General features: G+C 35.3%; 19 protein-coding genes and 10 tRNA genes. 6 read left to right on the forward strand and 23 right to left on the reverse strand.

The window, feature by feature from the left end; genetic code table 11:
• Nucleotides 1-107 precede the first annotated feature (107 nt).
• Nucleotides 108-893 (reverse strand): class I SAM-dependent methyltransferase, encoded by a 786-nt coding sequence (locus CBE70_RS17305; RefSeq protein WP_232797426.1) that lies wholly within the window; start codon nucleotides 891-893, stop codon nucleotides 108-110.
• A 287-nt stretch (nucleotides 894-1,180) separates the two neighbouring features.
• On the opposite strand from CBE70_RS17305, the gene copM reads away from it, so the two are divergent.
• The 4 genes from copM (at nucleotide 1,181) to CBE70_RS17325 (ending at nucleotide 5,351) form a co-directional block, all read left to right on the forward strand.
• Entirely contained in the window at nucleotides 1,181-1,552 is a 372-nt protein-coding gene (gene copM / locus CBE70_RS17310) for a CopM family metallochaperone (protein WP_100160309.1), read from the forward strand.
• A 170-nt stretch (nucleotides 1,553-1,722) separates the two neighbouring features.
• Nucleotides 1,723-2,634 carry an AraC family transcriptional regulator gene (locus CBE70_RS17315; protein WP_100160310.1) on the forward strand — a complete coding sequence of 304 codons (912 nt, stop codon included), beginning with the start codon at nucleotides 1,723-1,725 and terminating at the stop codon, nucleotides 2,632-2,634.
• A 228-nt stretch (nucleotides 2,635-2,862) separates the two neighbouring features.
• Nucleotides 2,863-4,032, forward strand: coding sequence for an iron-containing alcohol dehydrogenase (locus CBE70_RS17320; protein ID WP_100160311.1), 1,170 nt, complete (start codon nucleotides 2,863-2,865; stop codon nucleotides 4,030-4,032).
• Between the two features lie 287 nt (nucleotides 4,033-4,319).
• Nucleotides 4,320-5,351, forward strand: coding sequence for a glycosyltransferase family 9 protein (locus CBE70_RS17325; protein WP_198585743.1), 1,032 nt, complete (start codon nucleotides 4,320-4,322; stop codon nucleotides 5,349-5,351).
• A 194-nt stretch (nucleotides 5,352-5,545) separates the two neighbouring features.
• Here the strand turns inward: CBE70_RS17325 and CBE70_RS17330 are convergent.
• The 15 genes from CBE70_RS17330 to CBE70_RS17400 form a co-directional block, all read right to left on the reverse strand.
• Nucleotides 5,546-5,632: transfer RNA gene (locus tag CBE70_RS17330), tRNA-Leu, on the reverse strand.
• Nucleotides 5,633-5,803: 171 nt separating this feature from the next.
• A tRNA-Leu gene (locus CBE70_RS17335) sits at nucleotides 5,804-5,890 on the reverse strand.
• Between the two features lie 171 nt (nucleotides 5,891-6,061).
• A tRNA-Leu gene (locus tag CBE70_RS17340) sits at nucleotides 6,062-6,148 on the reverse strand.
• Between the two features lie 171 nt (nucleotides 6,149-6,319).
• Nucleotides 6,320-6,406, reverse strand: a tRNA-Leu gene (locus CBE70_RS17345).
• Nucleotides 6,407-6,552: 146 nt separating this feature from the next.
• Nucleotides 6,553-6,639 (reverse strand) — tRNA-Leu (locus CBE70_RS17350).
• Between the two features lie 146 nt (nucleotides 6,640-6,785).
• Nucleotides 6,786-6,872: transfer RNA gene (locus CBE70_RS17355), tRNA-Leu, on the reverse strand.
• Between the two features lie 146 nt (nucleotides 6,873-7,018).
• Nucleotides 7,019-7,105, reverse strand: a tRNA-Leu gene (locus CBE70_RS17360).
• A gap of 146 nt (nucleotides 7,106-7,251) precedes the next feature.
• Nucleotides 7,252-7,338 (reverse strand) — tRNA-Leu (locus CBE70_RS17365).
• A gap of 5 nt (nucleotides 7,339-7,343) precedes the next feature.
• Nucleotides 7,344-7,417, reverse strand: a tRNA-Cys gene (locus CBE70_RS17370).
• 25 nt (nucleotides 7,418-7,442) lie between these two features.
• Nucleotides 7,443-7,518, reverse strand: a tRNA-Gly gene (locus tag CBE70_RS17375).
• Between the two features lie 141 nt (nucleotides 7,519-7,659).
• Nucleotides 7,660-8,208 carry a CDP-diacylglycerol--glycerol-3-phosphate 3-phosphatidyltransferase gene (gene pgsA / locus CBE70_RS17380; RefSeq protein WP_075674025.1) on the reverse strand — a complete coding sequence of 183 codons (549 nt, stop codon included), beginning with the start codon at nucleotides 8,206-8,208 and terminating at the stop codon, nucleotides 7,660-7,662.
• Nucleotides 8,209-8,263: 55 nt separating this feature from the next.
• The gene (gene uvrC, locus CBE70_RS17385; RefSeq protein ID WP_100160312.1) at nucleotides 8,264-10,096 is read right to left on the reverse strand and encodes an excinuclease ABC subunit UvrC; all 1,833 of its coding nucleotides are present in this window, start codon (nucleotides 10,094-10,096) and stop codon (nucleotides 8,264-8,266) included.
• On the reverse strand, nucleotides 10,080-10,643 hold the full coding sequence (locus CBE70_RS17390; protein ID WP_232797427.1) for a LuxR C-terminal-related transcriptional regulator: 564 nt from the start codon (nucleotides 10,641-10,643) through the stop codon (nucleotides 10,080-10,082). Before CBE70_RS17390 ends, uvrC begins: the two co-directional genes overlap by 17 nt.
• Nucleotides 10,644-10,945: 302 nt before the next feature.
• Nucleotides 10,946-11,350: a GFA family protein gene (locus tag CBE70_RS17395; protein ID WP_100160314.1), complete on the reverse strand. Its 405-nt coding sequence runs from the start codon at nucleotides 11,348-11,350 to the stop codon at nucleotides 10,946-10,948.
• Between the two features lie 96 nt (nucleotides 11,351-11,446).
• Nucleotides 11,447-14,497 (reverse strand): DUF2339 domain-containing protein, encoded by a 3,051-nt coding sequence (locus CBE70_RS17400; RefSeq protein ID WP_100160315.1) that lies wholly within the window; start codon nucleotides 14,495-14,497, stop codon nucleotides 11,447-11,449.
• 206 nt (nucleotides 14,498-14,703) lie between these two features.
• Between CBE70_RS17400 and glpX the strand changes: the two genes are divergently transcribed.
• The gene (gene glpX, locus CBE70_RS17405) at nucleotides 14,704-15,684 is read left to right on the forward strand and encodes a class II fructose-bisphosphatase (RefSeq protein WP_100160316.1); all 981 of its coding nucleotides are present in this window, start codon (nucleotides 14,704-14,706) and stop codon (nucleotides 15,682-15,684) included.
• Nucleotides 15,685-15,792: 108 nt separating this feature from the next.
• Here glpX and CBE70_RS17410 read toward each other — a convergent pair whose 3' ends face one another.
• From CBE70_RS17410 to CBE70_RS17425, 4 genes are all read right to left on the reverse strand, one after another.
• Entirely contained in the window at nucleotides 15,793-16,824 is a 1,032-nt protein-coding gene (locus CBE70_RS17410) for a methylphosphonate esterase (protein ID WP_100160317.1), read from the reverse strand.
• A gap of 10 nt (nucleotides 16,825-16,834) precedes the next feature.
• Nucleotides 16,835-17,791, reverse strand: a complete 957-nt coding sequence (locus CBE70_RS17415; RefSeq protein WP_100160318.1) for a DMT family transporter — start codon at nucleotides 17,789-17,791, stop codon at nucleotides 16,835-16,837.
• Between the two features lie 130 nt (nucleotides 17,792-17,921).
• Complete coding sequence (locus CBE70_RS17420; RefSeq protein WP_006532984.1) at nucleotides 17,922-18,659, reverse strand: glutamine amidotransferase; 738 nt, start codon at nucleotides 18,657-18,659, stop codon at nucleotides 17,922-17,924.
• Nucleotides 18,660-18,686: 27 nt separating this feature from the next.
• Nucleotides 18,687-19,907: a PfkB family carbohydrate kinase gene (locus CBE70_RS17425; RefSeq protein ID WP_023581937.1), complete on the reverse strand. Its 1,221-nt coding sequence runs from the start codon at nucleotides 19,905-19,907 to the stop codon at nucleotides 18,687-18,689.
• A 1,034-nt stretch (nucleotides 19,908-20,941) separates the two neighbouring features.
• Between CBE70_RS17425 and CBE70_RS17430 the strand changes: the two genes are divergently transcribed.
• Entirely contained in the window at nucleotides 20,942-21,433 is a 492-nt protein-coding gene (locus tag CBE70_RS17430; protein ID WP_100160319.1) for a DUF4822 domain-containing protein, read from the forward strand.
• A gap of 127 nt (nucleotides 21,434-21,560) precedes the next feature.
• Here CBE70_RS17430 and CBE70_RS17435 read toward each other — a convergent pair whose 3' ends face one another.
• The 3 genes from CBE70_RS17435 to CBE70_RS17445 form a co-directional block, all read right to left on the reverse strand.
• Nucleotides 21,561-22,697 (reverse strand): AAA family ATPase, encoded by a 1,137-nt coding sequence (locus CBE70_RS17435; RefSeq protein WP_100160320.1) that lies wholly within the window; start codon nucleotides 22,695-22,697, stop codon nucleotides 21,561-21,563.
• Nucleotides 22,694-23,398 (reverse strand): RNA ligase family protein, encoded by a 705-nt coding sequence (locus CBE70_RS17440; RefSeq protein WP_100160321.1) that lies wholly within the window; start codon nucleotides 23,396-23,398, stop codon nucleotides 22,694-22,696. Before CBE70_RS17440 ends, CBE70_RS17435 begins: the two co-directional genes overlap by 4 nt.
• 247 nt (nucleotides 23,399-23,645) lie before the next feature.
• On the reverse strand, nucleotides 23,646-24,221 hold the full coding sequence (locus tag CBE70_RS17445; RefSeq protein ID WP_232797428.1) for a YiiX/YebB-like N1pC/P60 family cysteine hydrolase: 576 nt from the start codon (nucleotides 24,219-24,221) through the stop codon (nucleotides 23,646-23,648).
• Nucleotides 24,222-24,409 lie beyond the last annotated feature (188 nt).

The raw sequence follows: 24,409 nt of genomic DNA on the forward strand, positions 1-24,409 counted from the left end.
ATTTTATTACGGAGGTATACAGTTCTATTTACTCTAATTAATAAAAAAGTAAGCACCTAGTTTTACTTAGGTGCCATTAAATGATATATAAGATTTTCTTGATAAAATCATTTTTTAGAGCAACATGCTATATAATTTAAAACATGTCTATTTTCTCTAAAAAAACGAAACATTGATAAAAAGCGTGGTCTATTTTGCTTATTTACTAATCCATTTTTAATTATCTTAGCGGTTCTAAATAAACCTTCATCACGAATTAAACCAATAGGTGACATTAAACTCATGTCGCCAGATTTTATTTTCACTTCTGAAAAACCAATATTAATAAATAAGTCATGCCACTCTTGCTTAAACATTGGTGCTACATTTGATTTCACTACACCGATTAATTTATCTCTATTAACATCATCATTTTTCTTCATAATATCATGCGTTAATAATAAACCACCGGGTTTTAAAACACGGTAATACTCTTTTACTAACTTTGTTTTGGCTTTATCCGCATACATTGTCAACATTGCTTCATTTATAACAATATCAAACGTATTATCAGGGAAAGGCAAAGATAACGCATTGGCTTTTGTTAATTGAATCAAATGTGATAATTGTGCGTTATTAACATTATTTTGTGCGTGAGCCAAAGCATTATCATCCATATCGACAGCAATAATATGGCAACCATATTTCTTAGCAATTTCAATTGAAGTTGTCGCCATATTACAAGCAATCTCAAGAACATGGCTTGATGATGTAAAATGCGCGTTATTAATTAACCAATCAGATGCCTCTACACCGCCAGGCCTTAAACGTGTTTTCCCTAAACTTGCTAAAAAGGTATGCCCTGCTTTTGAGTGTTCTTGAGACATAGACTGCGTTGTAGTTTGATTATTCATATAGCCCCACAAAGTTGCATTAATAATACAACTTTATAATAAAATACATTTAATGGGAATAATTATCATTATTTTTCTACTTTTTATAAAGGAATTCCGAGTGTATAAAGAGATATAAAATTGAATTTAGGCATATAACCAATTGAAATAAAATGAGTTAAAAAGGCTATTTTGTAATTACGTCATTAAAGGTAAAGAACATTAAACTTTGAATAACAACATTGACCTTCCCCCAGGGGGAATCTTTAGAGTGATAACAATTTCACGATAAATCAAAGGAAACTGTTATGAAAAAGATTTTACCTACTGCTGTTATTTTAATGAGTGCTATCTCTTTTGGTGCAATGGCAAACAATGCACATATGAACATGAATATGGATACACCTCATAACAATTCGCCAATGCAAAAAGAACTCAATGATTCCATGAATAAGATGCATGCCGATATGGCAAAAGGGATGAACACCGATAATGCAGATGTCGCTTTTGCTGATGGTATGATTGCCCACCATTTAGGCGCTATTGATATGGCTAAGATTGAGTTAAAATACGGTACTGATCCTGAAATGCGTAAACTAGCTCAAGCTATTATTGATGCACAAGGCCCTGAAATAGAACAAATGCAAAAATGGTTAGAAAAAAATAAAACCAATAAATAATAAATTTATAAGGCTGTGATTTATTAGGCACAGCCTATCTCATTTTTGATGTTTACTTTTCAAACTTCTTATTAAATATAAGTCAAATAATTTTCTAATATTCATCTCATACATTATAATTTTGCGACTGCTATAATATTATTAATCGCTTTATCCCGTATGGAGTCCATATGAATACATTAGAAAACATGGCGTTATTAACTCAAAAACTAGCCATGCAGATTGAAAAATGGACACATGATACTAATCAATTTGAAACTCAAATTCCGGGGTTAACGTTGACACACTGGACTTCTCCTACACCAATTACCAGCCATACTCACAAATCAGGAATATGTTTAATTGCCCAAGGTGAAAAGAGAGTGATATTAGGAGAAGAAAGTTTTATTTACGATGCCAACCATTTTTTAATTTCTTCAATAGAACTCCCCGTTATGGCAAATATTATGAAAGCCAGCAACGAAAAACCGTTTTTAGGGCTAGTTATGGAGTTAGATCTGCAAGAAATATCACAACTCATCGTTGATAGTGAATTAACATTTAACTCAGATTCAAATGCTCAAAAAGGAATTGCTGTTGGTAAATTATCGGAGCCATTAGTCAATGCTTTTATTCGTTTACTCACTCTTCTTGATGAGCCGGATAGTATTAAAATTCTTGCCCCAGGTATAAAGCGTGAAATTTTTTATCGTCTCCTTATTACAGAGCAAGGTGAGCGATTGAATCAAATCGTCACCGCAGGTAGTCATAGTCATCAAATAGCTAAAGCGATTGATTGGTTAAAAAGTAATTATATAAAACCATTGAACATCAATGAATTGGCCTCATGTTCAGGAATGAGCAAATCTGCTTTTTATACTCATTTTAAAACAATGACATCAATGACTCCGCTTCAATTCCAAAAAAAATTACGACTCAGTGAAGCCCGTCGATTAATGTTAACTGAAAATTTAGGTGCAATGACAACCACTTTCAGAGTTGGTTATGAAAGCCCTTCTCAATTTAGTCGTGAATATAGCCGATTATTCGGAGCTCCACCGGCAACAGATATTAAGATGCTTAAAGAAACGGATCATATTTAACCGTTATAAACGCTCTTATTCTCTCTCAAAGCTAATTTATATTATTCACAATCATCGTTTTAGTTTTTTGGAAAAATAGGCAAGAGACTAAGAAGATCAGACATTCATTTCTAAATACGAAAGCGATAGCATTCTCCTCAACAATTAATCTGTTTCTATCTTATTTGAAGTTAAAAAACACAATAAACTTCAATTAGATAGTCTTTAATCTGGCAATAGGATATCAAAATGCAACTCGATTTCTCTTACTATAATCCAACCACCATTCATTTTGGTAAGAACTCTCTTGCTAAATTAAATGATGAATTAGCACATTATGGCGAAACAGTTATGCTGATGTATGGTCGTAACGCGATTAAATCAAATGGACTCTATGATAAAGTTATAGCAATACTTCGTCATGCCGGTAAAAACATTGTTGAATTATCAGGCGTTATGCCAAACCCAACTTATAAAAAAATGATGGAAGGTGTTCAATTAGTTCGCGAACACAATGTCAGTTTAATATTAGCAGTCGGTGGTGGCTCTGTTATTGATTGTGCGAAAGGTATTTCCATTTCAGCTTATTGTGAAAATGAAGATCCTTTTCAAAAATACTGGGTTGAATACCAAGATGTGACAAATAAAATCGTTCCTGTCGCATCAATCCTTACCATGGTAGGTACTGGCTCTGAAATGAATGGGGGTTCAGTTATTACCCATGAAGAGACTAAATATAAAATTGGACGTGCATTTCCTGCAAATGTATTCCCTAAGTTTTCGATTTTAAACCCAGAATATACTTTTTCTGTTTCTCAATATCAGATGGTAAGTGGTGTTTTTGACACTATGTCACATTTGATGGAGCAATATTTTTCTGATCAAGGTGCAAATACAACTGATTATTTAATTGAAAGTTTATTAAAATCTTCGATTGATAATTTACGTATCGCACTAAAAAACCCATCAGATTACGAAGCAAGAAGTAATCTTATGTGGAATGCAACACTGGCATTAAATACCCTCACAGGATTATCAAAGACACAAGATTGGCAAGTTCATATGATTGAACACCAATTAGGGGCTTATACAGACTGTGCACATGGAATGGGACTTGCAGCGATTTCTCTACCTTATTATCGTTTTATCTATAAGTTTGGTATTGAGAAATTTGTACGATTTGCAACTCAGGTATGGGGAATTTCCGCAGAAGGAAAAACACCAGATCAAATTGCCCTTGAAGGTATTGATGCACTAGAACGCTTCACAAAAGAGTGTGGCATTATTACATCATTAGAAGCTTTAGGTGCAACAAAAGAGATGCTTCCTGAGATTGCCCAATCAACCACAATTATTGGTAGAGGCTATAAAAAGCTAACCACTAAAGATGTGCTCGATATTTTGGAAGCGTGTTTTTAATTACCCGCCAATAGCATTATTGACATAGTTTTAGTCAATAAAGATAAATTTCATATTAAATATATAATAAATACGATGATTATCTAAAAAATAGTCATCGTATTATCAATAGTACAGCATTTGAGCTTATCCTCTTCTCATTTCCTATCTAAAAAGCAGATTAATTCTCTGATAAGATGCCTCTACATATCGAATCGTTTATAATCATCAATATACAATATGATTACTGCTGAAGTCATACTTATCAGCAATGAATTTCTCTCATTCGAATATACATAAATCTAATTATGCCTAAAATATTAATAATACAAAGAGATAACATTGGTGATTTAATACTTACAACACCATTAATTGACTCTCTTGCCCATGAATATAATACAAAAATAGATCTGCTCGTAAACTCTTACAATCAAGCCATTCTAGAAGGTAACCCTTCTGTCGGAAATGTACATATTTACAGTAAGCTACATCATAAAAAATCAGGACAATCATCCTTAAAACTTATTCTGAGTCGCTTGAAAATCATTTTTGATATGCGTCGTCAGCATTATGATGTTGCAATTGTGGCTCGTGATCATTGGGCTAAAAGAGCATTACAATGGGCAAAATTATCAGGTGCTAAGCGTATTATCGCTATTGGCGATGATGTACCTTCAGCAGTGACAGATCCAATTCCAACACCGTCAAACAAAGGTCATATCGCTGAATTGTTCTGTCAACTAGCCCATCCTCTTGGAATAGAGAAAAAAGCTGGCCCTTTAAAATTGTATGTCAAAGATGAAGAGATCTCTGCAATTCGTCAACGCATTAACATAACTGAAAATATTCCCGTTTACGGCTTACAAATCAGTTCACGTAAACCACAACAACGTTGGCAAGCAGAAAAATTTATCGCGTTAGCACACCAATTAGCACAACGCGAAAAATGCCACATTCTTCTCTTTTGGTCGCCAGGAAGTAACGATAATAAGCAACACCCCGGTGATGATGAAAAAGCACAGTTTATCCTTGAACAGTGCAAAGATATCCCTATTACGCCAGTACCTACACAAAATCTTAGAGAATTAATGGCTGGTATGTCTTTATGTGATCAGATGCTAACCAGCGATGGTGGTGCATTACATATTTCAGTAGGTGTTGGTGTGCCAACAGTAGCGATGTTTGGTAATAGTGATGCTGATTTTTGGGGACCATGGCATATTGCCAGTGAAGTACTGAAAGCGCCTGAAGATAATGTAGGGCTTCTTACGGTAGACGATGTATTGACTCGTTTTATTACACTAAGAGATCGAGTTCTTGCTTTAGATGCAAAGAGTTAATCACCGATTACTAATACAAAACAATATTAAATATAAATCACCCTATTGCTACAACTGATAAGGTGATTTTTTATTCTACACCCCATCGAGTTAATAAAATTATATTAATTAACAATAAGATAATACATTCAATTTGATTTTTAATTTTTTACGATCAAAAAAAACGGGCCTTATTAAAGGTCCGCTTTTTTATATGGTGCCCAGGGCGGGACTTGAACCCGCACAGCCTTACAGCCGAGGGATTTTAAATCCCTTGTGTCTACCGATTTCACCACCTGGGCTAAATTGTATTTACTTGTTACATTTACTACTTGTTTATCAAACAAGATAGATAACAAATAAATTTAAAACATTTACTTCTAAAACAGCTAACTTTAGTTTTTTGCTTTTCTTTCACTAACTTGTTGCTAGGGGAAGAAAAAACGGACCTAAGTTAAGGTCCGCTCTTTATATGGTGCCCAGGGCGGGACTTGAACCCGCACAGCCTTACAGCCGAGGGATTTTAAATCCCTTGTGTCTACCGATTTCACCACCTGGGCTAAATTGTATTTACTTGTTACATTTACTACTTGTTTATCAAACAAGATAGATAACAAATAAATTTAAAACATTTACTTCTAAAACAGCTAACTTTAGTTTTTTGCTTTTCTTTCACTAACTTGTTGCTAGGGGAAGAAAAAACGGACCTAAGTTAAGGTCCGCTCTTTATATGGTGCCCAGGGCGGGACTTGAACCCGCACAGCCTTACAGCCGAGGGATTTTAAATCCCTTGTGTCTACCGATTTCACCACCTGGGCTAAATTGTATTTACTTGTTACATTTACTACTTGTTTATCAAACAAGATAGATAACAAATAAATTTAAAACATTTACTTCTAAAACAGCTAACTTTAGTTTTTTGCTTTTCTTTCACTAACTTGTTGCTAGGGGAAGAAAAAACGGACCTAAGTTAAGGTCCGCTCTTTATATGGTGCCCAGGGCGGGACTTGAACCCGCACAGCCTTACAGCCGAGGGATTTTAAATCCCTTGTGTCTACCGATTTCACCACCTGGGCTAAATTCTGTGGTGCGCCCGTAAATTCTTACTACTAAGAGAGATACTGGTATGGACGACTTATTGCTTATTACTTATTACTTATTTACTTTCCAATGCCATTTACAATGGACTTTCTTTTTGCACCAAACTCTTTGTTTAAAGAGATGGTGCCCAGGGCGGGACTTGAACCCGCACAGCCTTACAGCCGAGGGATTTTAAATCCCTTGTGTCTACCGATTTCACCACCTGGGCTAAATTCTGTGGTGCGCCCGTAAATTCTTACTACTAAGAGAGATACTGGTATGGACGACTTATTGCTTATTACTTATTACTTATTTACTTTCCAATGCCATTTACAATGGACTTTCTTTTTGCACCAAACTCTTTGTTTAAAGAGATGGTGCCCAGGGCGGGACTTGAACCCGCACAGCCTTACAGCCGAGGGATTTTAAATCCCTTGTGTCTACCGATTTCACCACCTGGGCTAAATTCTGTGGTGCGCCCGTAAATTCTTACTACTAAGAGAGATACTGGTATGGACGACTTATTGCTTATTACTTATTACTTATTTACTTTCCAATGCCATTTACAATGGACTTTCTTTTTGCACCAAACTCTTTGTTTAAAGAGATGGTGCCCAGGGCGGGACTTGAACCCGCACAGCCTTACAGCCGAGGGATTTTAAATCCCTTGTGTCTACCGATTTCACCACCTGGGCTAAATTCTGTGGTGCGCCCGTAAATTCTTACTACTAAGAGAGATACTGGTATGGACGACTTATTGCTTATTACTTATTACTTATTTACTTTCCAATGCCATTTACAATGGACTTTCTTTTTGCACCAAACTCTTTGTTTAAAGAGATGGTGCCCAGGGCGGGACTTGAACCCGCACAGCCTTACAGCCGAGGGATTTTAAATCCCTTGTGTCTACCGATTTCACCACCTGGGCATTAATGGAGGCGCGTCCCGGAATCGAACCGAGGTACACGGATTTGCAATCCGCTGCATGACCACTCTGCCAACGCGCCTCAACTTCTCAATCTCATAAGAGATTGGAGCGGGAAACGAGACTCGAACTCGCGACCCCAACCTTGGCAAGGTTGTGCTCTACCAACTGAGCTATTCCCGCTTTACCGAACTTGCTGATTTACTTATTTATTTCCGTAAACCGTTGTGCCTTTCGATGCGTTGCATTCTACTGATTTCCTGAATCTAGTCAACACTATATTTGCATCTTTTTGACTGTTCGGTGAATTTTCAGTCATTTCGATCAACCTTCGCGCAAATCTGACCACGCGGCACTCAAATATTGAAACATTGACCAGAAAGTCAGCACTGTTGCGATATATAATAAAGCGAACCCAAACCACTCTGCTTCAACAGTAGGACGCCATAATAACACAACAAGCGATCCCATTTGTGCGGTCGTCTTCACTTTTCCTATCCAAGAAACTGCAACACTGTTACGTTTCCCTAATTCAGCCATCCATTCTCTTAGTGAAGAGATAATAATTTCACGAGCAATCATTGTTGCTGCTGGTAAGGTTATCCACCACTCATGATAGTACTCTGTAATTAAAACAAGCGCTGTTGCAACCATTACTTTATCCGCTACTGGGTCAAGAAAAGCGCCGAAGCGGGTTGTTTGTTTCCATCTACGTGCTAAAAAACCATCAAACCAGTCTGTTGCAGCGGCTACCATAAAAATAATAGCGCAGACTAATGGAGCATCTTTAAATGGTAAATAAAATACCAAAACAAAGAATGGGATCAGAGCGACACGAAATAGAGTTAGCCAAGTTGGGATATTTAGTTGCATAGCGTTCTACACGACCTAGAAAAGTGAGAGTTATTAATATGGTGCATCAATACACTTAGTGTTTCAACGCATTAAAAATTTTTTCTGCTAATGAAGTCGAAATTGTGGGAACTTTCGCAATTTCTTCAACACTTGCATCTCGTAAAGCTTGTAGCCCTCCCATATATTTCAACAACATTTGACGACGTTTAGGCCCTACACCTTCAATAGACTCTAGCGAACTGGTATTTTTTACTTTTGCTCTACGTTGGCGGTGCCCTGTTATTGCATAACGATGAGATTCATCACGAATATGTTGGATCAAATGTAACGCCGGAGAATCGGAAGGTAATGCCATTCCTTCACCTTCAGGCACAAAAAACAAAGTTTCAAGCCCTGCTTTACGATCACTCCCTTTTGCAACACCTATTAATTTAGGGTGTGATTTGTCCCAATCAACATTAAGAGCATCAAATACTTCTATTGCCTGTGCTAATTGCCCTTTACCACCATCGATAAAGATAATATCAGGAACCTTACTGTCTTCTAATGATTTACCATAACGTCGAGTGAGCACTTGATTCATCGCCGCATAATCATCACCCGGGGTAATACCACTGATATTATAGCGCCTATATTCAGATTTTAATGGGCCATTCATGTCAAATACTACACATGAAGCCACAGTTTGCTCTCCCATAGTGTGACTAATATCAAAACATTCCATTCGTTTTATCTCTTTCATATCAAGAAGAGACATCAAAGAGGTATAACGTTGTGAAATTGTCGATTGCTCGACTTGTTTTGAAGCTAATGCCGTTGCTGCGTTTGTCCTCGCTAATTTCAAATAGCGCGCCCTATCACCTCGGGGTTTGGTTTGAATTTGAATTTTTCGACCTGCAATTGAAGATATAGATTCAGAAAGAATGGCTTTATCTTCTAAATTAAAATCGAGCAAAATTTCACTTGGTAAAGTACGAATTGCACTGCCTTGTAAATAAAATTGACCAATAAAAGTCTGAACAACTTCATCGATTGAGGTATTTGCAGGGACTTTAGGAAAATAACTCCGACTTCCCAACACTTTACCTTGACGGAAAAAGAGAACATAAACACAAGCAATCGCACCATTAAAAGCAACACTGATCACATCAAGATCATCACCAATATTGGCGACAAATTGTTTTTCAGTCACTTGCCTTACAGCTTGGATTTGATCACGAATGCGGGCTGCCTCTTCAAAACGTAATTCTTGGCTAGCTTCTTCCATACGTTTAACCAATCCGTCAATAACTTGCGTATCATCACCTGAAAGAAAAAGCCGCACATAATTAACTTGTTGGGCATATTCTTCATCAGAAACATAACCTTTTACGCAAGGTGCAAGACAACGGCCAATTTGATATTGCAAACAAGGTCTTGAACGATTGCGATAAACACTGTCTTCGCATTGACGAATAGGAAACAACTTTTGCATTAATGCCAATGTTTCTCTTACTGCAAAGGAGTTAGGAAAAGGTCCAAAATATTCTCCTTTGGCATGTTTTGCGCCACGGTAACTAGCAAGTCTAGGGTGTTTATCACCGCTTAAATAGATATAAGGATAAGATTTATCATCTCGTAACAACACATTATAGCGAGGTTGATAACGCTGAATGTAGCTGTGTTCAAGCAATAAAGCTTCTGTTTCTGTATGGGTGATCGTGACATCAATATTTGCGATGCACTTCACTAAAGCTTCGGTCTTACGGCTATTTACCTGTGTACGAAAATAGCTTGAAAGCCTTTTTTTCAGATCTTTAGCTTTGCCGACATAAATTACTGTGTCTGTCGCATCATACATCCGATACACACCCGGTTTATCTGTGACTCGGCTTAAGAATGCTTTGGCGTCAAATTTGTCTTCCACTTTGTAAATGACTCTCTATCTCGATTAACCCATAACGTATTGCTATATGTGTTAATTCTACATCACCTGAGATTTTAAGTTTACTAAACATTCGGTAACGATAGCTATTTACTGTTTTTGTATTAATATTCAACTCACTTGCGATTTGTGTGATTTTTTTCCCTCTAATGATCATCGACATAATCTGCAATTCACGCTCAGACAAATGATGTAAAGGATTTAATTCTTGCTGTAATTTTGTTAGCGCGATTTTCATCGCTAACTCTTGGCTTATATACCGTTGACCGATACAAACCTGTCGGATAGCTTGTAGAATATTTTCACAAGAAGTATCAGCAACAATAAAACCTTCAATACCCAATTGAAGAAGCGTTATTGATAATATTGAATCTGTTTTTGGTGAAATAACAATGATTTTAATTGATAAAGATGATCGCTTTATTCTTTTTATAGAATCAATTAATGAAACTGAAGGTACTGAGTAAATAATAATAAGATTAACCGAAAATTGTCGGCAATAACGAAATGCATCACTTTCATCATTCACCACCTTTCGGATGTTAATTTTTTTAATCTGACTAAGAAGTGTCTTTATTCCCAAGCTAAATATTTCAACTCGACTTATTATCAATGTATTTATCAATAACTCTTTCCTTTTAAATCACACTATAACAAAGAATATTAAATCAATTCTTCATAAACGTTAATACAAACATCATACTATAATAAAAAAAGAGTATCCCACTCTTCCTTAACAATACATTAATATTTATTTGATAAAATAAAATCATAAAAAAGACTCACATAGAAGAGAGTCTTTAAAAAGATAAAAAACTAATAAATGAAATGTTATTTATTGAACATATTCATAATATCTTGTTCTGTTAGCATTGGTGTTTTTTCTACAAAATTATAATAATGAGGTTTGCTATCTATATAAATTTGCATAGTCAGTTTGCTTTCTTTCGTATCAGGAAATAATCCTGCTGATACATAGTAAGTATGGGCTTCTTTTAGATGATAAAAAAGATGAGAGCCACAATGCTTACAAAACGCTCGTTCTCCCCATAAAGATGAATCATAACGTGTTATATTTTCTTCACCTTCAATCTTCAAATCTGATTTACAATCAATTGAAAAACCAGGCCCACCATTCCAGCGCAAACACATACTGCAATGACAAACGCTAAGTGCAGAGATATCTTGTGTTGTCGATAATTTAACTTTACCGCATAAACATTGACCTTGATGCATTATGGTTCTCCTTTCCATTAAATCATGCATTAGTCATTTAAGATTATATGCATGATTTAATTTTTATAATAAACACAATGTAAGCATAAATATTACTTACACACTTGTATTGTTACTCTGTTTTTTCGGCGGTAGTGGTGAGAAATATCCAATTAATAAAATCAGTATTGCAACACCAATAAAGGCCAATGCTCTGAGCAACCCACTACTTAACGATGTATCAATTAGGAAAAGTTTAGCGATAACTGCAGCCAACAGTACACCACCAATAAACCATTGTGAGCGTAATTTTTTACGTGTCGCCATCACCATAGTCACTAACGCGGTAATTGCCCAAATAATTGCTAATACTGTTTGGATAACTTTGGAGTTAATTATTGCATAACTCGACCAATCAACATCTGTTGCAAAGACTAATCCTCTTAATAGAACACCATTTGCCCACCAGAAAATCATAGCCGGAATAATGTAATTAAATATAGGTAAGCTATTTTTCAATAATGCTTGATATTTAGGTGACTGTTTTATTACTGAAATAAATTTATAGCCAACCCATATTCCAATAATACCCATTAGATCCATCAAATTAAATAATGGAATAAATTTAATTCCACTTTCAGTGCCATCATTAAAGTTTGCAAAGATTAAAGAGAGTGCTAGTAAACCTAAAATAGGTAAAGTGACTACCCAATAAGCATCTTGGTACTTTTTTGTCCAATTAACTTTCATTGCGAGTATATAGCTTATTGCAATAAATAAACTGATAACAAAAATTACACTTGCAAAATGTAAGCTCACATAAAGATACGTAACATCCATTAACCAAATAATTTCAGTAAATAAGAATAGGCCAATAAAGATAAGATGCATACTGTGGATCAATGCTTTATTTATCCTTTGTTTCGGCAATAACGTATTTACCTTAAGCAAGTAAAAACCACTCACAAAAATCGCGATCCAGATAATCACACTTAACCAATTGTCAATTAACGAGCCAGCAAGATAGATGTACACCAACATAATAAGCGCGGACATCGGCCATAATAAAATAGAACAACTAGCCAACTCAGAAAATTGGGTTTTCTTCCCAGCAAAGAACATACCCCAGCAGCTAATAAGAATAAAAGCAAAGGTAATGGATTTTACTTCTGGAGAAAGCCAATGTTCGCCATATTCTTGTAAAAGTAAAACACTATATCCCCAACTTACAGCAGAGATAAATAGTGTTACATATCCAATAGTTCGATTATCAAGATTAGTAAATTGTGCTCGATACCACAGTACTGCGACGGCAAATACAACGATTACTTGTGTTACAAGCATTAGCCAATCGCCCAACGAGATAACAGGCATGTTGAATAATAAAACAAAGGAAACCGCAACTAAAATAGTCCCTGCAATAGCGGGTTTCTTTTGCTGCTGTAAAACAGAAAACGCAAGGATCATCACCCCTTCAATTGCCCATACAATCGATGTCCATTCAGCAGAGAATGCAAATGGTACGGCTAAAGTGGCAAAGGTAACAGATAGCATAAAGAAGGCAATTGCCAGTAATTTTCCCTCTTCACGATAACGCTTAAGTGCAAACCAACTTAGTGCGAAATAAGCTAATCCATAAAGTGATGAAGCAATAGCAACCCCATATGGCCATTCAGAGGCTAATCGATGTTGGAAGATAAAACCAATTAATGGCGTGCCGAATAGCAATGTGGCATCAAAAGGAATATTAAGTTTCAGTTTATTTTTTAATGTTGAAAGTTCCGTTGCAACACCAAAAATCAACCAATTTGCAATTAAAAATAGTTGGCAAGGTAAATAATCGGCATGAGTGTAATTTGGTATTGCCCATATAAAACCAATACCAAAAGTAAAGGCAAAACCAATAAGATTTAATAAACGCCAAACTTGCCAATGGCTGATAATAAGAATGCCAATTGAAAGAATAAGATAATAGCTAAACAATCCAACGTAATTGTTATCACCCGTAGACAGTAAAACAGGTGCTAAATAACCACCAAGTGAAGCTAATACAGCTAAACTAATAGCCCGATGAATAACTGCCAAACTTACACTAACCAAGCAGATAAACACCATAATAGCGAGAGCAATACTAATAGGAATAAAATCATAAATTTTGGTCGCAGCAAAAATAGTAATGTAAAACCCACCAATGCCACCACCTTGTAAAATTAATGCATATATCAGGTTTTTCTTTCGAAGCCACCAGCCAATACCTAATAAGGCCAAGCATCCTGTTCCCGCCATCATTAATCGTGTTGATGCTGAAACAAGTTCATTCTCAATACTGTATTTAAGTAAATAAGACAGACCAAAAAAGAGTAATAACATCCCTATTTTAGCCAACGGATTTCCTGTTACTACCCAATTCCAAATAAGCCCGAAAATTGATTTTTGTTGACGTTTTGGGCGAGGGTTTAAATTAGGTCTATATTGCGATGCAGGTCTATTTACTTGAGGTGTAGCATTTCCTAAATCACCTGTTTCAGATCCCGCAAGGCTTGCATTTGCAACATTAGCTCTATTTTCTACAAGCAGATCTGATGTTGATTTAACAGATGTCTGTTTTGCTTCTTGTTGATAACGATGAGCAAAACGGCTTGTTGCTACCTTAGGTTGATAAGGCTCAGATCCTTTAGGTGTAGGGATCGTTGATATTTCGGGCTGATTAGGTTGTTTGTTTTCAAGGTTAATATTATTAACCATAGAAGATTGAACAACTGGATTTTCTTCTTTAGGAGAAACTTTATTAAATGTCGTTTCTTGTGATGCTTGTGCATGTTGATATACAGGCGCGTCTTTATTCTCCGCCTTATTTTGCACTTGTTCTTTTGTGTTAATAGGTTCAACTGTTTGAGGTTGATAAGTTGAAACTGTTGACTGAGGCTCTCTTTTTATATCACGAGATAAATCCTTAACTTCGCTTTTCTGAGCATCAGGCGCTATCTGAGTATCCACAGCGTTATCTTTATTTAATAACTTAAATAATTTCGCTTGTTGCTCAGTAAGTTTTTCTTCAAGCTGTTTAATTCGATGCAACAATGAGTTGCTATTTGTATAAGCGTGATATTGCCAATACAAAGATACCACGACAAATATAGTAACGATAAGCGTCAAAAAATCATCCATAAACCTAATCCTTTTGCATTAATCATCATATGGTTTTAATCTCTAAACCTTAGTTATACTTTAATTTTCACAGATTTATCTTAGTTTATTCCTAAAAAAACTATTTCGAGAACTCTTGATTTAAACCTAGCACACAATTTCGAAAAAAAGGTATGATCGATAACCTATCTTAATCTTCCATTTATATCGCAAAACACACTCATAATATGAAATTAAATGACGAATTAACTAATGCTATCGCTTCTGTAACAGAAGCCGCAGCTATTGCAGCAATGCCTTGGATTGGAAAACAAAATAAAAATGCAGCAGATGACGCTGCGGTCAGTGCCATGCGTGAACGTTTAAATAACCTGAATATCAATGGTGAAATTGTCATTGGTGAAGGTGAAATAGATGAAGCGCCTATGCTCTATATTGGCGAAAAAGTAGGTAATGGGAAAGGCGATAAAATAGAAATTGCGGTTGACCCAATTGACGGTACTCGTATGGTAGCTACGGGTGAAAATAATTCCTTAGCAATTTTAGCCGCAGGCTTTGAAGGCAGTTTTTTACAAGCTCCCGACATGTATATGGAAAAATTAATTGTTGGTAAGCAAGCTGCTGGTGTGATTGATCTTAACCATTGCCTTGAGTATAACCTTGATGCTATCGCACAAACATTAAATAAATCTATTGAGCAGTTAACTCTCGCTATTTTAGATAAACCGCGTCACCACGATATTATTAACGATCTTCGCGCTAAAGGTATTAATGTTATTACACTACCTGATGGCGATGTTTTAGCCTCTTTATATGCCACAATGCCTAATAACAGTATTGATGTTATGTATGGTATTGGTGGGGCACCTGAAGGCGTAATTAGTGCTGCTATTGCGAAGGCATTAGGCGGTGATATGCAAGCACGTTTAATTACTCGTGATATTGCAAAAGGAAATAATGCAGAAAATAGAGAATATGCCGTTTCTGAAATTGCTCGTTGTCATAAAATGGGTACTGATGTAAATATTAAATTGTCATTAGACACATTAGTACGTAACCAAGATGTTATGTTTGCAGCAACAGCGATTACTAAAGGTGATTTCTTATCTGGTGTTAATCAACAAGCTCAATATCTACAAACACACTCTTTAGTAATTAATGGCTCAACCCATTCATTACGTTATATTGAAAATTACCATTTACGTTAATACTTCAATTTATCTTCATTTCCTTGAGGTATAAAAAAGCGGCACGTTATTAAGGTGCCGCTAAATTTACTCAAGGGGTATATTTATTGTTATTTATTCACTTCAGATTTAAGCCAACAAATTGGCTGGATTCTCAACACATAATTTTTTGATAATAGATTTATCAATGCCACGTTGAGCCAATAATGAAAGGAATACATTAGGAACGAATCCCCAACCATTACCCCCATTTTTCGCCCACATCTGTTTTAAAAATACATCATGGCTTAATACGATTTGGCTACCATAACCTCTTTCAATTAAGGTGGCGACGGCTTCTACGGTATCCATAACGCTTGGTGCCGCTCCTTCTTTAGGGAAAGAGATATCCAAACCAATCATATCAAACTCAAGCCAAACACCGCGATCTAACATTTTACATTGATAATCAATATCTTTACCTGATGGATCAGAGTGTGCCAATGAAATCTTAGCGGGGTTACAACTCATTTCTGTTAATAGAATATCTAAAACTTCATCACCACGACGTTGCCAACCTGGCATATGAATATTCATTGAAGCATGAGGGTTACTATTTTGTGCAATGGCTGCAGCACGTAAGCTATTTTTCTCACCATCTGTAAAGAATGGAGAAACACCAATTTCACCAATCATACCAGCACGAATATCAGTACCATCAATACCTATATTCAATTCATCATCAATGATTTTTGCCATTGCATCAATATCATCAGCCAGTCGTTTTCCTTCAAACTTTTCAATATAAAGTCCTGAAGAAGCGACAACGTTAATACCGGTTATTTCTGCAACTTGTCTTAGTTTTCTAATATCACGCCCAATTGATGAAGAGCCTGTTGCATCAACAATTGTTCTTCCACCTAACTCTTTGAAGTTATTTAATTCAAAAATAACATCTTCGATTGGTTTCTTATCCATATTATCGCAACAACAATATGGATCGTATTTAAGTCCCCACTGAATATCTGCACTAACTTTTTTATCAACTAACACATGCGAGAATTCATAAAAAGGCTCATCAACAACACCTGAGAGATCATTAAAGAGGTGTTCATGAGGCAATGTTAGCCCCATATCTTCTTTTTTCACGGGGCCAGTTACGCTTTGAATATAACCTTTCATTACGATACTCCTACGCTTTTGCTGACTTAGTGGCTCTGAATTCAGGAATTGTTGTTACAATCGCACCCACTAACGCAAATAATGTACCGATGATTGTCACTAAATAAACGGTATTGCCTAATGAAGGTAATAACAAGTCAATTAATACCGAACCTAACAATTGACCCGCTGTTGAAGCAACACCTAACATCAGTAAGCCTAAACCACGTACTAAAATAGCCATTAATGCGATAGACATAAGTCCTAAAGGACCACCTAAATACATCCACCAAGTACCTGGTAATTCAAGAGTGATATGACCTAATGCCATACGAACAATAAGAGCAATCGTTAAAACAGTGAAGCCAACAATAAAGTTCCAAGTGATAGACACCATCATAGAACCTGTCGCTTCTGCAACTTTAGAGTTACCTGCGGGCTGCCAACCAGCTAATAAACCAGCAAGGAAAGGTAAAATTGCTAAATAAATAAATGAGGTTGAGTGCCATTGTGGAGAAACTACAAATAAAGTTGCAACAACAGCTAACACTGCACCTAATACACGATATGAAGTGAAATATTTTTTCTCATCAACACCAACACCAAAGCGGTCACATAATAAACCAGATAATAAGAGTGCTGAAATTAATGCTGTTTGGAATGTTGCAATCCCTAGTGCGCTAGCAGAAGCCCCTTCAGAGAAAACAACCATTGCACCACAAAGACCCGCAAACCAGTTCCATAATGGAATTTTGCGCGTTTTAATTAAACTTGGAATTGAAGCAAATTGCTGGCGATATGTTTTTTTCGACATAATGATAAAAAACATCACCACTAAACCACTGGCAAAAGAGATAACTGCACTGGCGTTACCATCTTTTAAAACATGCCCTAACTGCCCATTCACCGCAGATTGCATTGGTGATAGCATACCTGCTAACACAGTTGCTAACATCAGCAATGGTGTTGATAAATTTTTTGTACTCATAAGATGTTCCTTTTGGATTATTGGCTATGAGTGATTTCTTTTTTTATTTTTCAAGTAATCGGTTTTTTATTAGCGCAGAGCGGCAACTCTGCGCTTTTTTACTTTTTATGACAGTTATTCTTAATTCAAATTAACGGGCGATTTGTTTAAGAATGTTGACCCACATATCAGCATAATGAGGCCATGCTAAAAACTCTTTACTACCCCAGTGAGGAGAACAGTCACTCATAAAGCAGCCTGTTTTTCCTTTTTCAAACTGACCAAATACCAGCAATGGATCTTCGCCAATATTTAATACAGTTTCTGTATTCTCTTTAGCTGAAACTTTGTTATAACCAAGGAACATAGGCCATTCACCAAAGCCTTTTACTGATGCATGCTCAGCATTTACCGCACTTGCAAATACACCTTCAGGCGCTTCTACACGATCGTCACCATCCAGCATTTCAACAGGCAGAACTTCTGCAAGTAATGTATTTTTGTAGTTTGCTTTAGCTTCAATACCCATAAATGACAAGTAACCACCAATCATTAATAAGCCACCGCCATTAACCACAAACTCTTTAATTAACCCTAATGCGTTAGGAATAACTTTCATGTTATAGAAAGTATCGTTTTGCAGAAGGAACGTATTTGCACCAATATCACTAATAACAATGACATCGTATTTAGCCAACGCTTCAGCCGTTTGTGGGAATGCAACCTGAACGGTATGAGCAGGCATATAATCAACTTCAACACCCTTTTCTCTTAAGCAACTTAATAAGAACGTTGAACCTTCTTCATATTTGCTGGAAGTGAAACTGTCGTAGCCTTTAGAGTGGATCATATGAATGTGCCATGACTCACCAATAAATAAGATTTTCATTTTTATTCCTCTTTCAAAAAAGATTATTTATTCAGGGGATTGGGTGACAATCTGTGAATATGTTGTTTGATTGATGCGATGCATGACATTAATATCTTCAGGCATTTCTGAAGCATTACTCGTCTCAACAGCTAATGATGAAAAAGCTGATGCATAGCGTAACGCATAAGAAAACTGCTTTCCTTTTGCCAATGAGGCAGCGAGCGCACCATTAAAAGCATCACCTGCCCCTGCTGTATTTTTTACAACTGCCGGATATGCCGGCGAGTAAATATACTTATATCCGTCATAAGCTAACGAACCTTTACTACCCAGCGTAATAACCACCTTATTTACGCCTTGCTGATAAATAGAAACCGCAGCATTTTTTGCAGATTCTAAATCGAGTACTTCGATTCCAGATAATAAACTTGCTTCCGTTTCATTAGGTGTTAAAACATCTATCATTGGAAGTAATTCATTAACTATTTTGTTATAAGGTGCTGGATTAAGAATAATAGGAATATTATTTTCGTTTCCAATAGCAATAATTTCTTTTAATGCTTCAATATTCGTTTCCAATTGAAGTAAAATTATATCTGCATCAATGATTTTATCTTTCTGTATTTTTACTTCATCAGCAGAAATATCCATATTAGAGCCAGAGTAAATGGAAATAATATTTTCCCCACTCTCCTCCGATACAAAAATAGATGCCGTTCCTGTTTGGTAATTTTCAGTTTGATATATCGTTGATGTTTTTATTCTTGATGATGATATAAAATTAACTGCATAATCACTAAATTGATCAGTACCTATCTTTGTAATAAAATGGACCTGTGCATCAGCATAACTCGCCGCCAATGCTTGGTTACAGCCTTTACCTCCTGGTGAGAAGATAAATTTATTTGATAATAAGGATTCCCCGGCTTCTGGCAATCTAGGAAGATAACTAATCATATCAACATTAAATGAGCCTAGTACACACACCTTATTTATTGCTGTCTTGTTTGCTAAATCGTTTTTATCAATTTGATCATTACATTCTAGAAATTGTATAATCTCTTTCTTAGCTACTTTATCTAATGTCTCAAATTCTATAAAAGCGCCACCATGGCATCTTTTTATAATTCCCTTTTCTGCTAGTGTATTTAAATCTGACCGTATTGTTTCCTTGGTAACATCAAGTTCTTTAGCCAAAACAGAAACTTTTACTGCACCATTACCTTTGATCAGATTAATTATTTTTTTATGACGTTCTGCTTTCATTTAATGTTACCTCTATGGCAACAACTTTAGTTTATTAGTTGTTATGGGATTGTGATTACAATCATATGTTATTTATTAAAAGCAAAAAAAAGCAGAAATACAAAAATAAAAAACAAAAAGAAACAGAAATAAACAATGATAACCGTAAGATTATTTAATAAATAAAATTGAGGGTTATTTCTTTTTTAGAAAGAAATAAATCAACTTATAACGTCATTTTAGTTTATTTAGCATAAATAAATTTAATATTATTTTTTATTTTCATACAGAAGATAATATTAGAAAGTTAAATATAGAAATAAAATTTACTTTTATAAATAAGGCATTACAAAAAAATAATTTTACACTTATGTAAAGTACTCGTAATAATGCTTAAATAAAACACAATCTAATTGAATCGAGCAATGCATTAATTATTTTTATCATCTCTGATTTTTAAAACGCATTTACCATAAAGAAATTCTAATCATTAAATACCAAAGAAAACGATACCCTTTCACCAAAGAACGTAAATTACTTAAGTAATGCAAAAGAAATGCTTAAAACATCCCCTATTTTTCTCTTTTCATTTTTGTGATCGAGGTATCATTCAATACGCTTACAACACCTTTTACATAAATAAAATATTGATTATTTATTTCAATTTTTCATTTTATAGACCATTTCTACAGAAAGTTGGTTATTTATCTTTGTCTATATTGCACATCTATTGGTCAAGTTTTGATCTGGTTTTGTAAATAAGAAAGGTTTTCTATACGTTTTATCTATTATTTATAATAACTATTTATATTGCTGAACATCTTTGATTAGGATTGTAAGTCTACAAAACAAAAATTATTGAGATTTAATACCAAAAAATAATGTGGTTATAGTGATTTAATTCTAAAGTTTTTTGTAAAACAACCTTTTCATTAGAAACATTCTGACATACTTCTTTTCTGGTACTTACCTCGTTTCATGCCTAACTTTATTACTAACAGGAAAAACATCAGTGTTCATAGACAAGAAGTACAACGTAAAATAAGGATATATTAATGAAAATAAAATCACTTATCGCAATCTCGTTATTAAGCGCTAGCTTTTCTCTTTTTGCCGCAGAGAATTCCACATCAACTGCCAATATTCAAACTCAAGGTGTTATTCAGGCTCAAAAAGAGCTTAATGACTATGAGAAAGTCATGATAGAAAAAGTTTGGATAACAACTGACGCTATCGATGAAAAAGGAAATAAAACTGCGGCTGATAATCCACAAGTCAGCAACTATTTTGGACTTGCTGAGTATTACCCTAATGGCACTTTTATTATGTTTACACCGGAAGGTAAACAGAAAATGCAAGGTGATTGGTCAATGTCAGATGATGGCAAAATACGTACCTTAGTTGCCAAAGATACTGAAGGTAAAACACTATTCACCCGCGATGTAGAAAATATCACGGTTAAAAATGATGAGTATACCTATCGTATTTATCCAAATGCTGATGATCGTAATACCTATTTCGATATTATCCATCACGTTAAAAAGTAAATTTAGTACGTTGTTTTACCTGCAAATTAATCCTATTCAATAAATAAAAAAGGGTTACTTATTTTTATAAGTAACCCTCATTTTATTTTACAACCTACTTATTATTTCGCTGAAATTAATCGGACAATTAAAGTATGGTCTGAGATTGCCCTTCAATCCAATAAGTCACTTGATGAGCTTCTTCTGGTGTTGGTACTTCCAATTTACTCAACATGCGTTCCATTACTTTAGCTGGCACGGCTTCGTTTCTTGCATTATTTTGCCTTTGCCATTGCGCATAAGGGACTTCAATATAAACCAACCTAACTTTTGCATTATAACGATAAAACAAAGAGATAAGTTGATCTCGCATTTTTCTTGTAATGTTTGTGGCGTTCCAAACAAAAGATTTATGCTCTCGTAAATAAATACGGGCTTGTTCTTTTGCTTGCTGTGCTATCCAACCATTAGCATCTCTATTATCAGGCTTAATATTATGCTGACGACGGAGATCATCTAAACTTACAATCGGAAGATCGGCACAATGTTGGCGAATAAAAGTATCTTTTCCCATACCCGGTAATCCACATAACACCGTAACTTCACTTCCTTTTTCAGGATAAGGCTCATAATTGCAATCCGTACTATTTTCTGTATAAAAATAGTGAAAACGAGCATTATCTGAAGGAAATGGAGCAACCCTACGCCAACAATTTAGCTCTTCACAATAAAGTGTAAATAACGCAATTTTATCAAAGAGAGCTTGTTTATCTTCACAATCTCGCCCTAAAACATCGGCTTTAGCCAATAATGCCAACAAATAGCAATCTACTCTTAATGATGCAGCAAGCAGTGCTTTTTTAGGATCAGGTTTATCCATCACCCATAACGGTAATCCATGATAGCGAACTAAAGCTGCGATCTGCTCTCTATCAGTAAAGCTTAAAGGTATTTTTTCATACAGAAAAAGACGCGTTGTTAATTCCCCTTTACGGGCATGACCCGGTGAAACAATACGCCCCTCTTCTTCTCGTGTTGTAGAACGTTTTTCTACATCATGAAGTAGTGCTGAGATCCATAAAATTTGCTGATCTCTTTCAGTTAAAGTCTTATATTCTGGCAATGATTTAACTGAATTAATTACTCTTTGTGTATGTATCGCCACATCACCTTCTGCATGATGAATAGGATCTTGCATAACACCAGCCATATCACTAATTTCATCATACAATTCACAGAGGTGTTCCCATGACATTTCAGTGTGTAATTTCTTATGAAGCATCATTGAGACTCCTGTGCTTTTTCCCAAATTAAAGGGGCTCGTCGCCAATTTTTTTTCCAATGAACATCTGTTTTAACATGATCTTTTCTAACATATTTAAAAACACGATGTGAAAAATCATCTAAAGAAAATGACTGTGCATCTCGTGTAACAATGCCTTCCATTGGGCTTGTTTTTTGCGTTAAAACATCATGTGATTGAAAGAAACTTGCCTGCTTGGCTTGTGAAACAATCATATTTTCAAAATCAGTTTTATCCTGACATTTAGGCAGTTTAATTTCTGGTACAGTTGGAAGATCAAACAGTGAAGCATAAAATTGCACTTCTTCCCAACTTAGCCATTTATCTTTATAACGAACCGCAAACACATAAAAATATTCTTCTAAGTGTGCATATTCAATAGAATGAATGGCATAGAGATTTTCACCGAAAATATCTAACTCACCTAAATCATTTTTCATCATTTGCCAACGTTGACGCAATTGAGATGTCCACGCTGATTGTGTTGGGGTTGCATGCGAGCGTGCAAAAACACCCATTTTATTTAGGCAATTATTTTCTCCATCCAGTTTTTCTGTATGGATAAGTTGTTTTATTTGGCAAATATCCTGCCACCATTGCACATTTATACGATCATCGTTTGTTGTGCCTGGTGAAAAAGGATAGTGATAGGTTCTATCATATTTTTGTGATTGATTATTCATTATTTAACACTCATTAAGTAACAGAAGTTCTACCAAATTTAAAGAGAAATTCGGTAAGCTAATTTTTCTGTATTGCACTATTCCTTCAGTGCCTTAATGCGTATTACATAACAACGACCTAAATAATCAAAAGAGAGAGGAAAATAAATTTAGGCAGATACTACCTGTAAGTCTTCCAAAGAGCTAGAAAATTAATGTTATTTATTTTTCTTGATCAATACTTATTGCAAAATGACTAAAATATACGTTATTGAGGATATTGGACAATATTTTCAGAACCAATCAGGTTTTCAGGAAAAATAAGTGGATTATCTGAAATAAATGGCATATCTAATTTTCGACTATCCGTAGAAATAGAAACGCCAGCTTTTAACCATGCAGTAGCGACTAGCTCAGTACAATAAACGCCTTGTCCAGGGTAAATACTAAAATTTTCACCGACTCGTTCTAATGCAGTTTGCACCGCAATATCTCTTGCTTCTTTACTTCCTTTCACTTGATAAAAACGAACTGAATTCGGCTTTGCTCTACTAATGAAAAATTCAAGACTATCCACAGTAACACCATCTTTAATATTATTATGTTCACTGGGTGTAGAATGGATCACTTGAACACCATTATCAGAGATCCACAGCATACCGACATGGCTAAACCCGCTTTTATCAACTTGTTTAATTATCTCACTAATAACTTCATCCCCATCCCGAAAAACTAAATCACCACTTTTTAAGTCATGAGGCAAAGCGAGTGCATAAAATGCACCCGCTAAGAATAAAGCTACAATATTAAATATGCGAACAATCACTTGAAAGCAACTTTCCATTTACCATCAACATTAATCATTTCTTGTGCTTTTGTTTTTTCTACACCATCTTTTAAGACCGTTTTTAATGTCACTATTGCGCTCTTTTTATCTTCGCTATATTCAACACTAACAATATTACAACAATTAAATAGACTAAAAAACAATTCTATTTGTTTTCACAATATATCACAGCGTATTATTGCCTA

The sequence above is a fragment of the Proteus columbae genome, assembly GCF_002777965.1.
GTDB lineage: Bacteria > Pseudomonadota > Gammaproteobacteria > Enterobacterales > Enterobacteriaceae > Proteus > Proteus columbae.

Excerpts from the sequence above, each read along its gene's own strand:
- CBE70_RS17315 (WP_100160310.1), top strand. The coding sequence starts at position 1,723 with ATGAATACATTAGAAAACATGGCGTTATTAACTCAAAAACTAGCCATG.
- pgsA (WP_075674025.1), bottom strand. The coding sequence starts at position 8,208 with ATGCAACTAAATATCCCAACTTGGCTAACTCTATTTCGTGTCGCTCTG.
- CBE70_RS17325 (WP_198585743.1), top strand. The coding sequence starts at position 4,320 with ATGCCTAAAATATTAATAATACAAAGAGATAACATTGGTGATTTAATA.
- CBE70_RS17410 (WP_100160317.1), bottom strand. The coding sequence starts at position 16,824 with ATGAAAGGTTATATTCAAAGCGTAACTGGCCCCGTGAAAAAAGAAGAT.
- CBE70_RS17430 (WP_100160319.1), top strand. The coding sequence starts at position 20,942 with ATGAAAATAAAATCACTTATCGCAATCTCGTTATTAAGCGCTAGCTTT.
- CBE70_RS17305 (WP_232797426.1), bottom strand. The coding sequence starts at position 893 with ATGAATAATCAAACTACAACGCAGTCTATGTCTCAAGAACACTCAAAA.
- CBE70_RS17320 (WP_100160311.1), top strand. The coding sequence starts at position 2,863 with ATGCAACTCGATTTCTCTTACTATAATCCAACCACCATTCATTTTGGT.
- copM (WP_100160309.1), top strand. The coding sequence starts at position 1,181 with ATGAAAAAGATTTTACCTACTGCTGTTATTTTAATGAGTGCTATCTCT.
- glpX (WP_100160316.1), top strand. The coding sequence starts at position 14,704 with ATGAAATTAAATGACGAATTAACTAATGCTATCGCTTCTGTAACAGAA.
- CBE70_RS17445 (WP_232797428.1), bottom strand. The coding sequence starts at position 24,221 with ATGGAAAGTTGCTTTCAAGTGATTGTTCGCATATTTAATATTGTAGCT.
- CBE70_RS17400 (WP_100160315.1), bottom strand. The coding sequence starts at position 14,497 with ATGGATGATTTTTTGACGCTTATCGTTACTATATTTGTCGTGGTATCT.
- CBE70_RS17435 (WP_100160320.1), bottom strand. The coding sequence starts at position 22,697 with ATGATGCTTCATAAGAAATTACACACTGAAATGTCATGGGAACACCTC.
- CBE70_RS17420 (WP_006532984.1), bottom strand. The coding sequence starts at position 18,659 with ATGAAAATCTTATTTATTGGTGAGTCATGGCACATTCATATGATCCAC.
- CBE70_RS17395 (WP_100160314.1), bottom strand. The coding sequence starts at position 11,350 with ATGCATCAAGGTCAATGTTTATGCGGTAAAGTTAAATTATCGACAACA.
- CBE70_RS17425 (WP_023581937.1), bottom strand. The coding sequence starts at position 19,907 with ATGAAAGCAGAACGTCATAAAAAAATAATTAATCTGATCAAAGGTAAT.
- CBE70_RS17415 (WP_100160318.1), bottom strand. The coding sequence starts at position 17,791 with ATGAGTACAAAAAATTTATCAACACCATTGCTGATGTTAGCAACTGTG.
- CBE70_RS17440 (WP_100160321.1), bottom strand. The coding sequence starts at position 23,398 with ATGAATAATCAATCACAAAAATATGATAGAACCTATCACTATCCTTTT.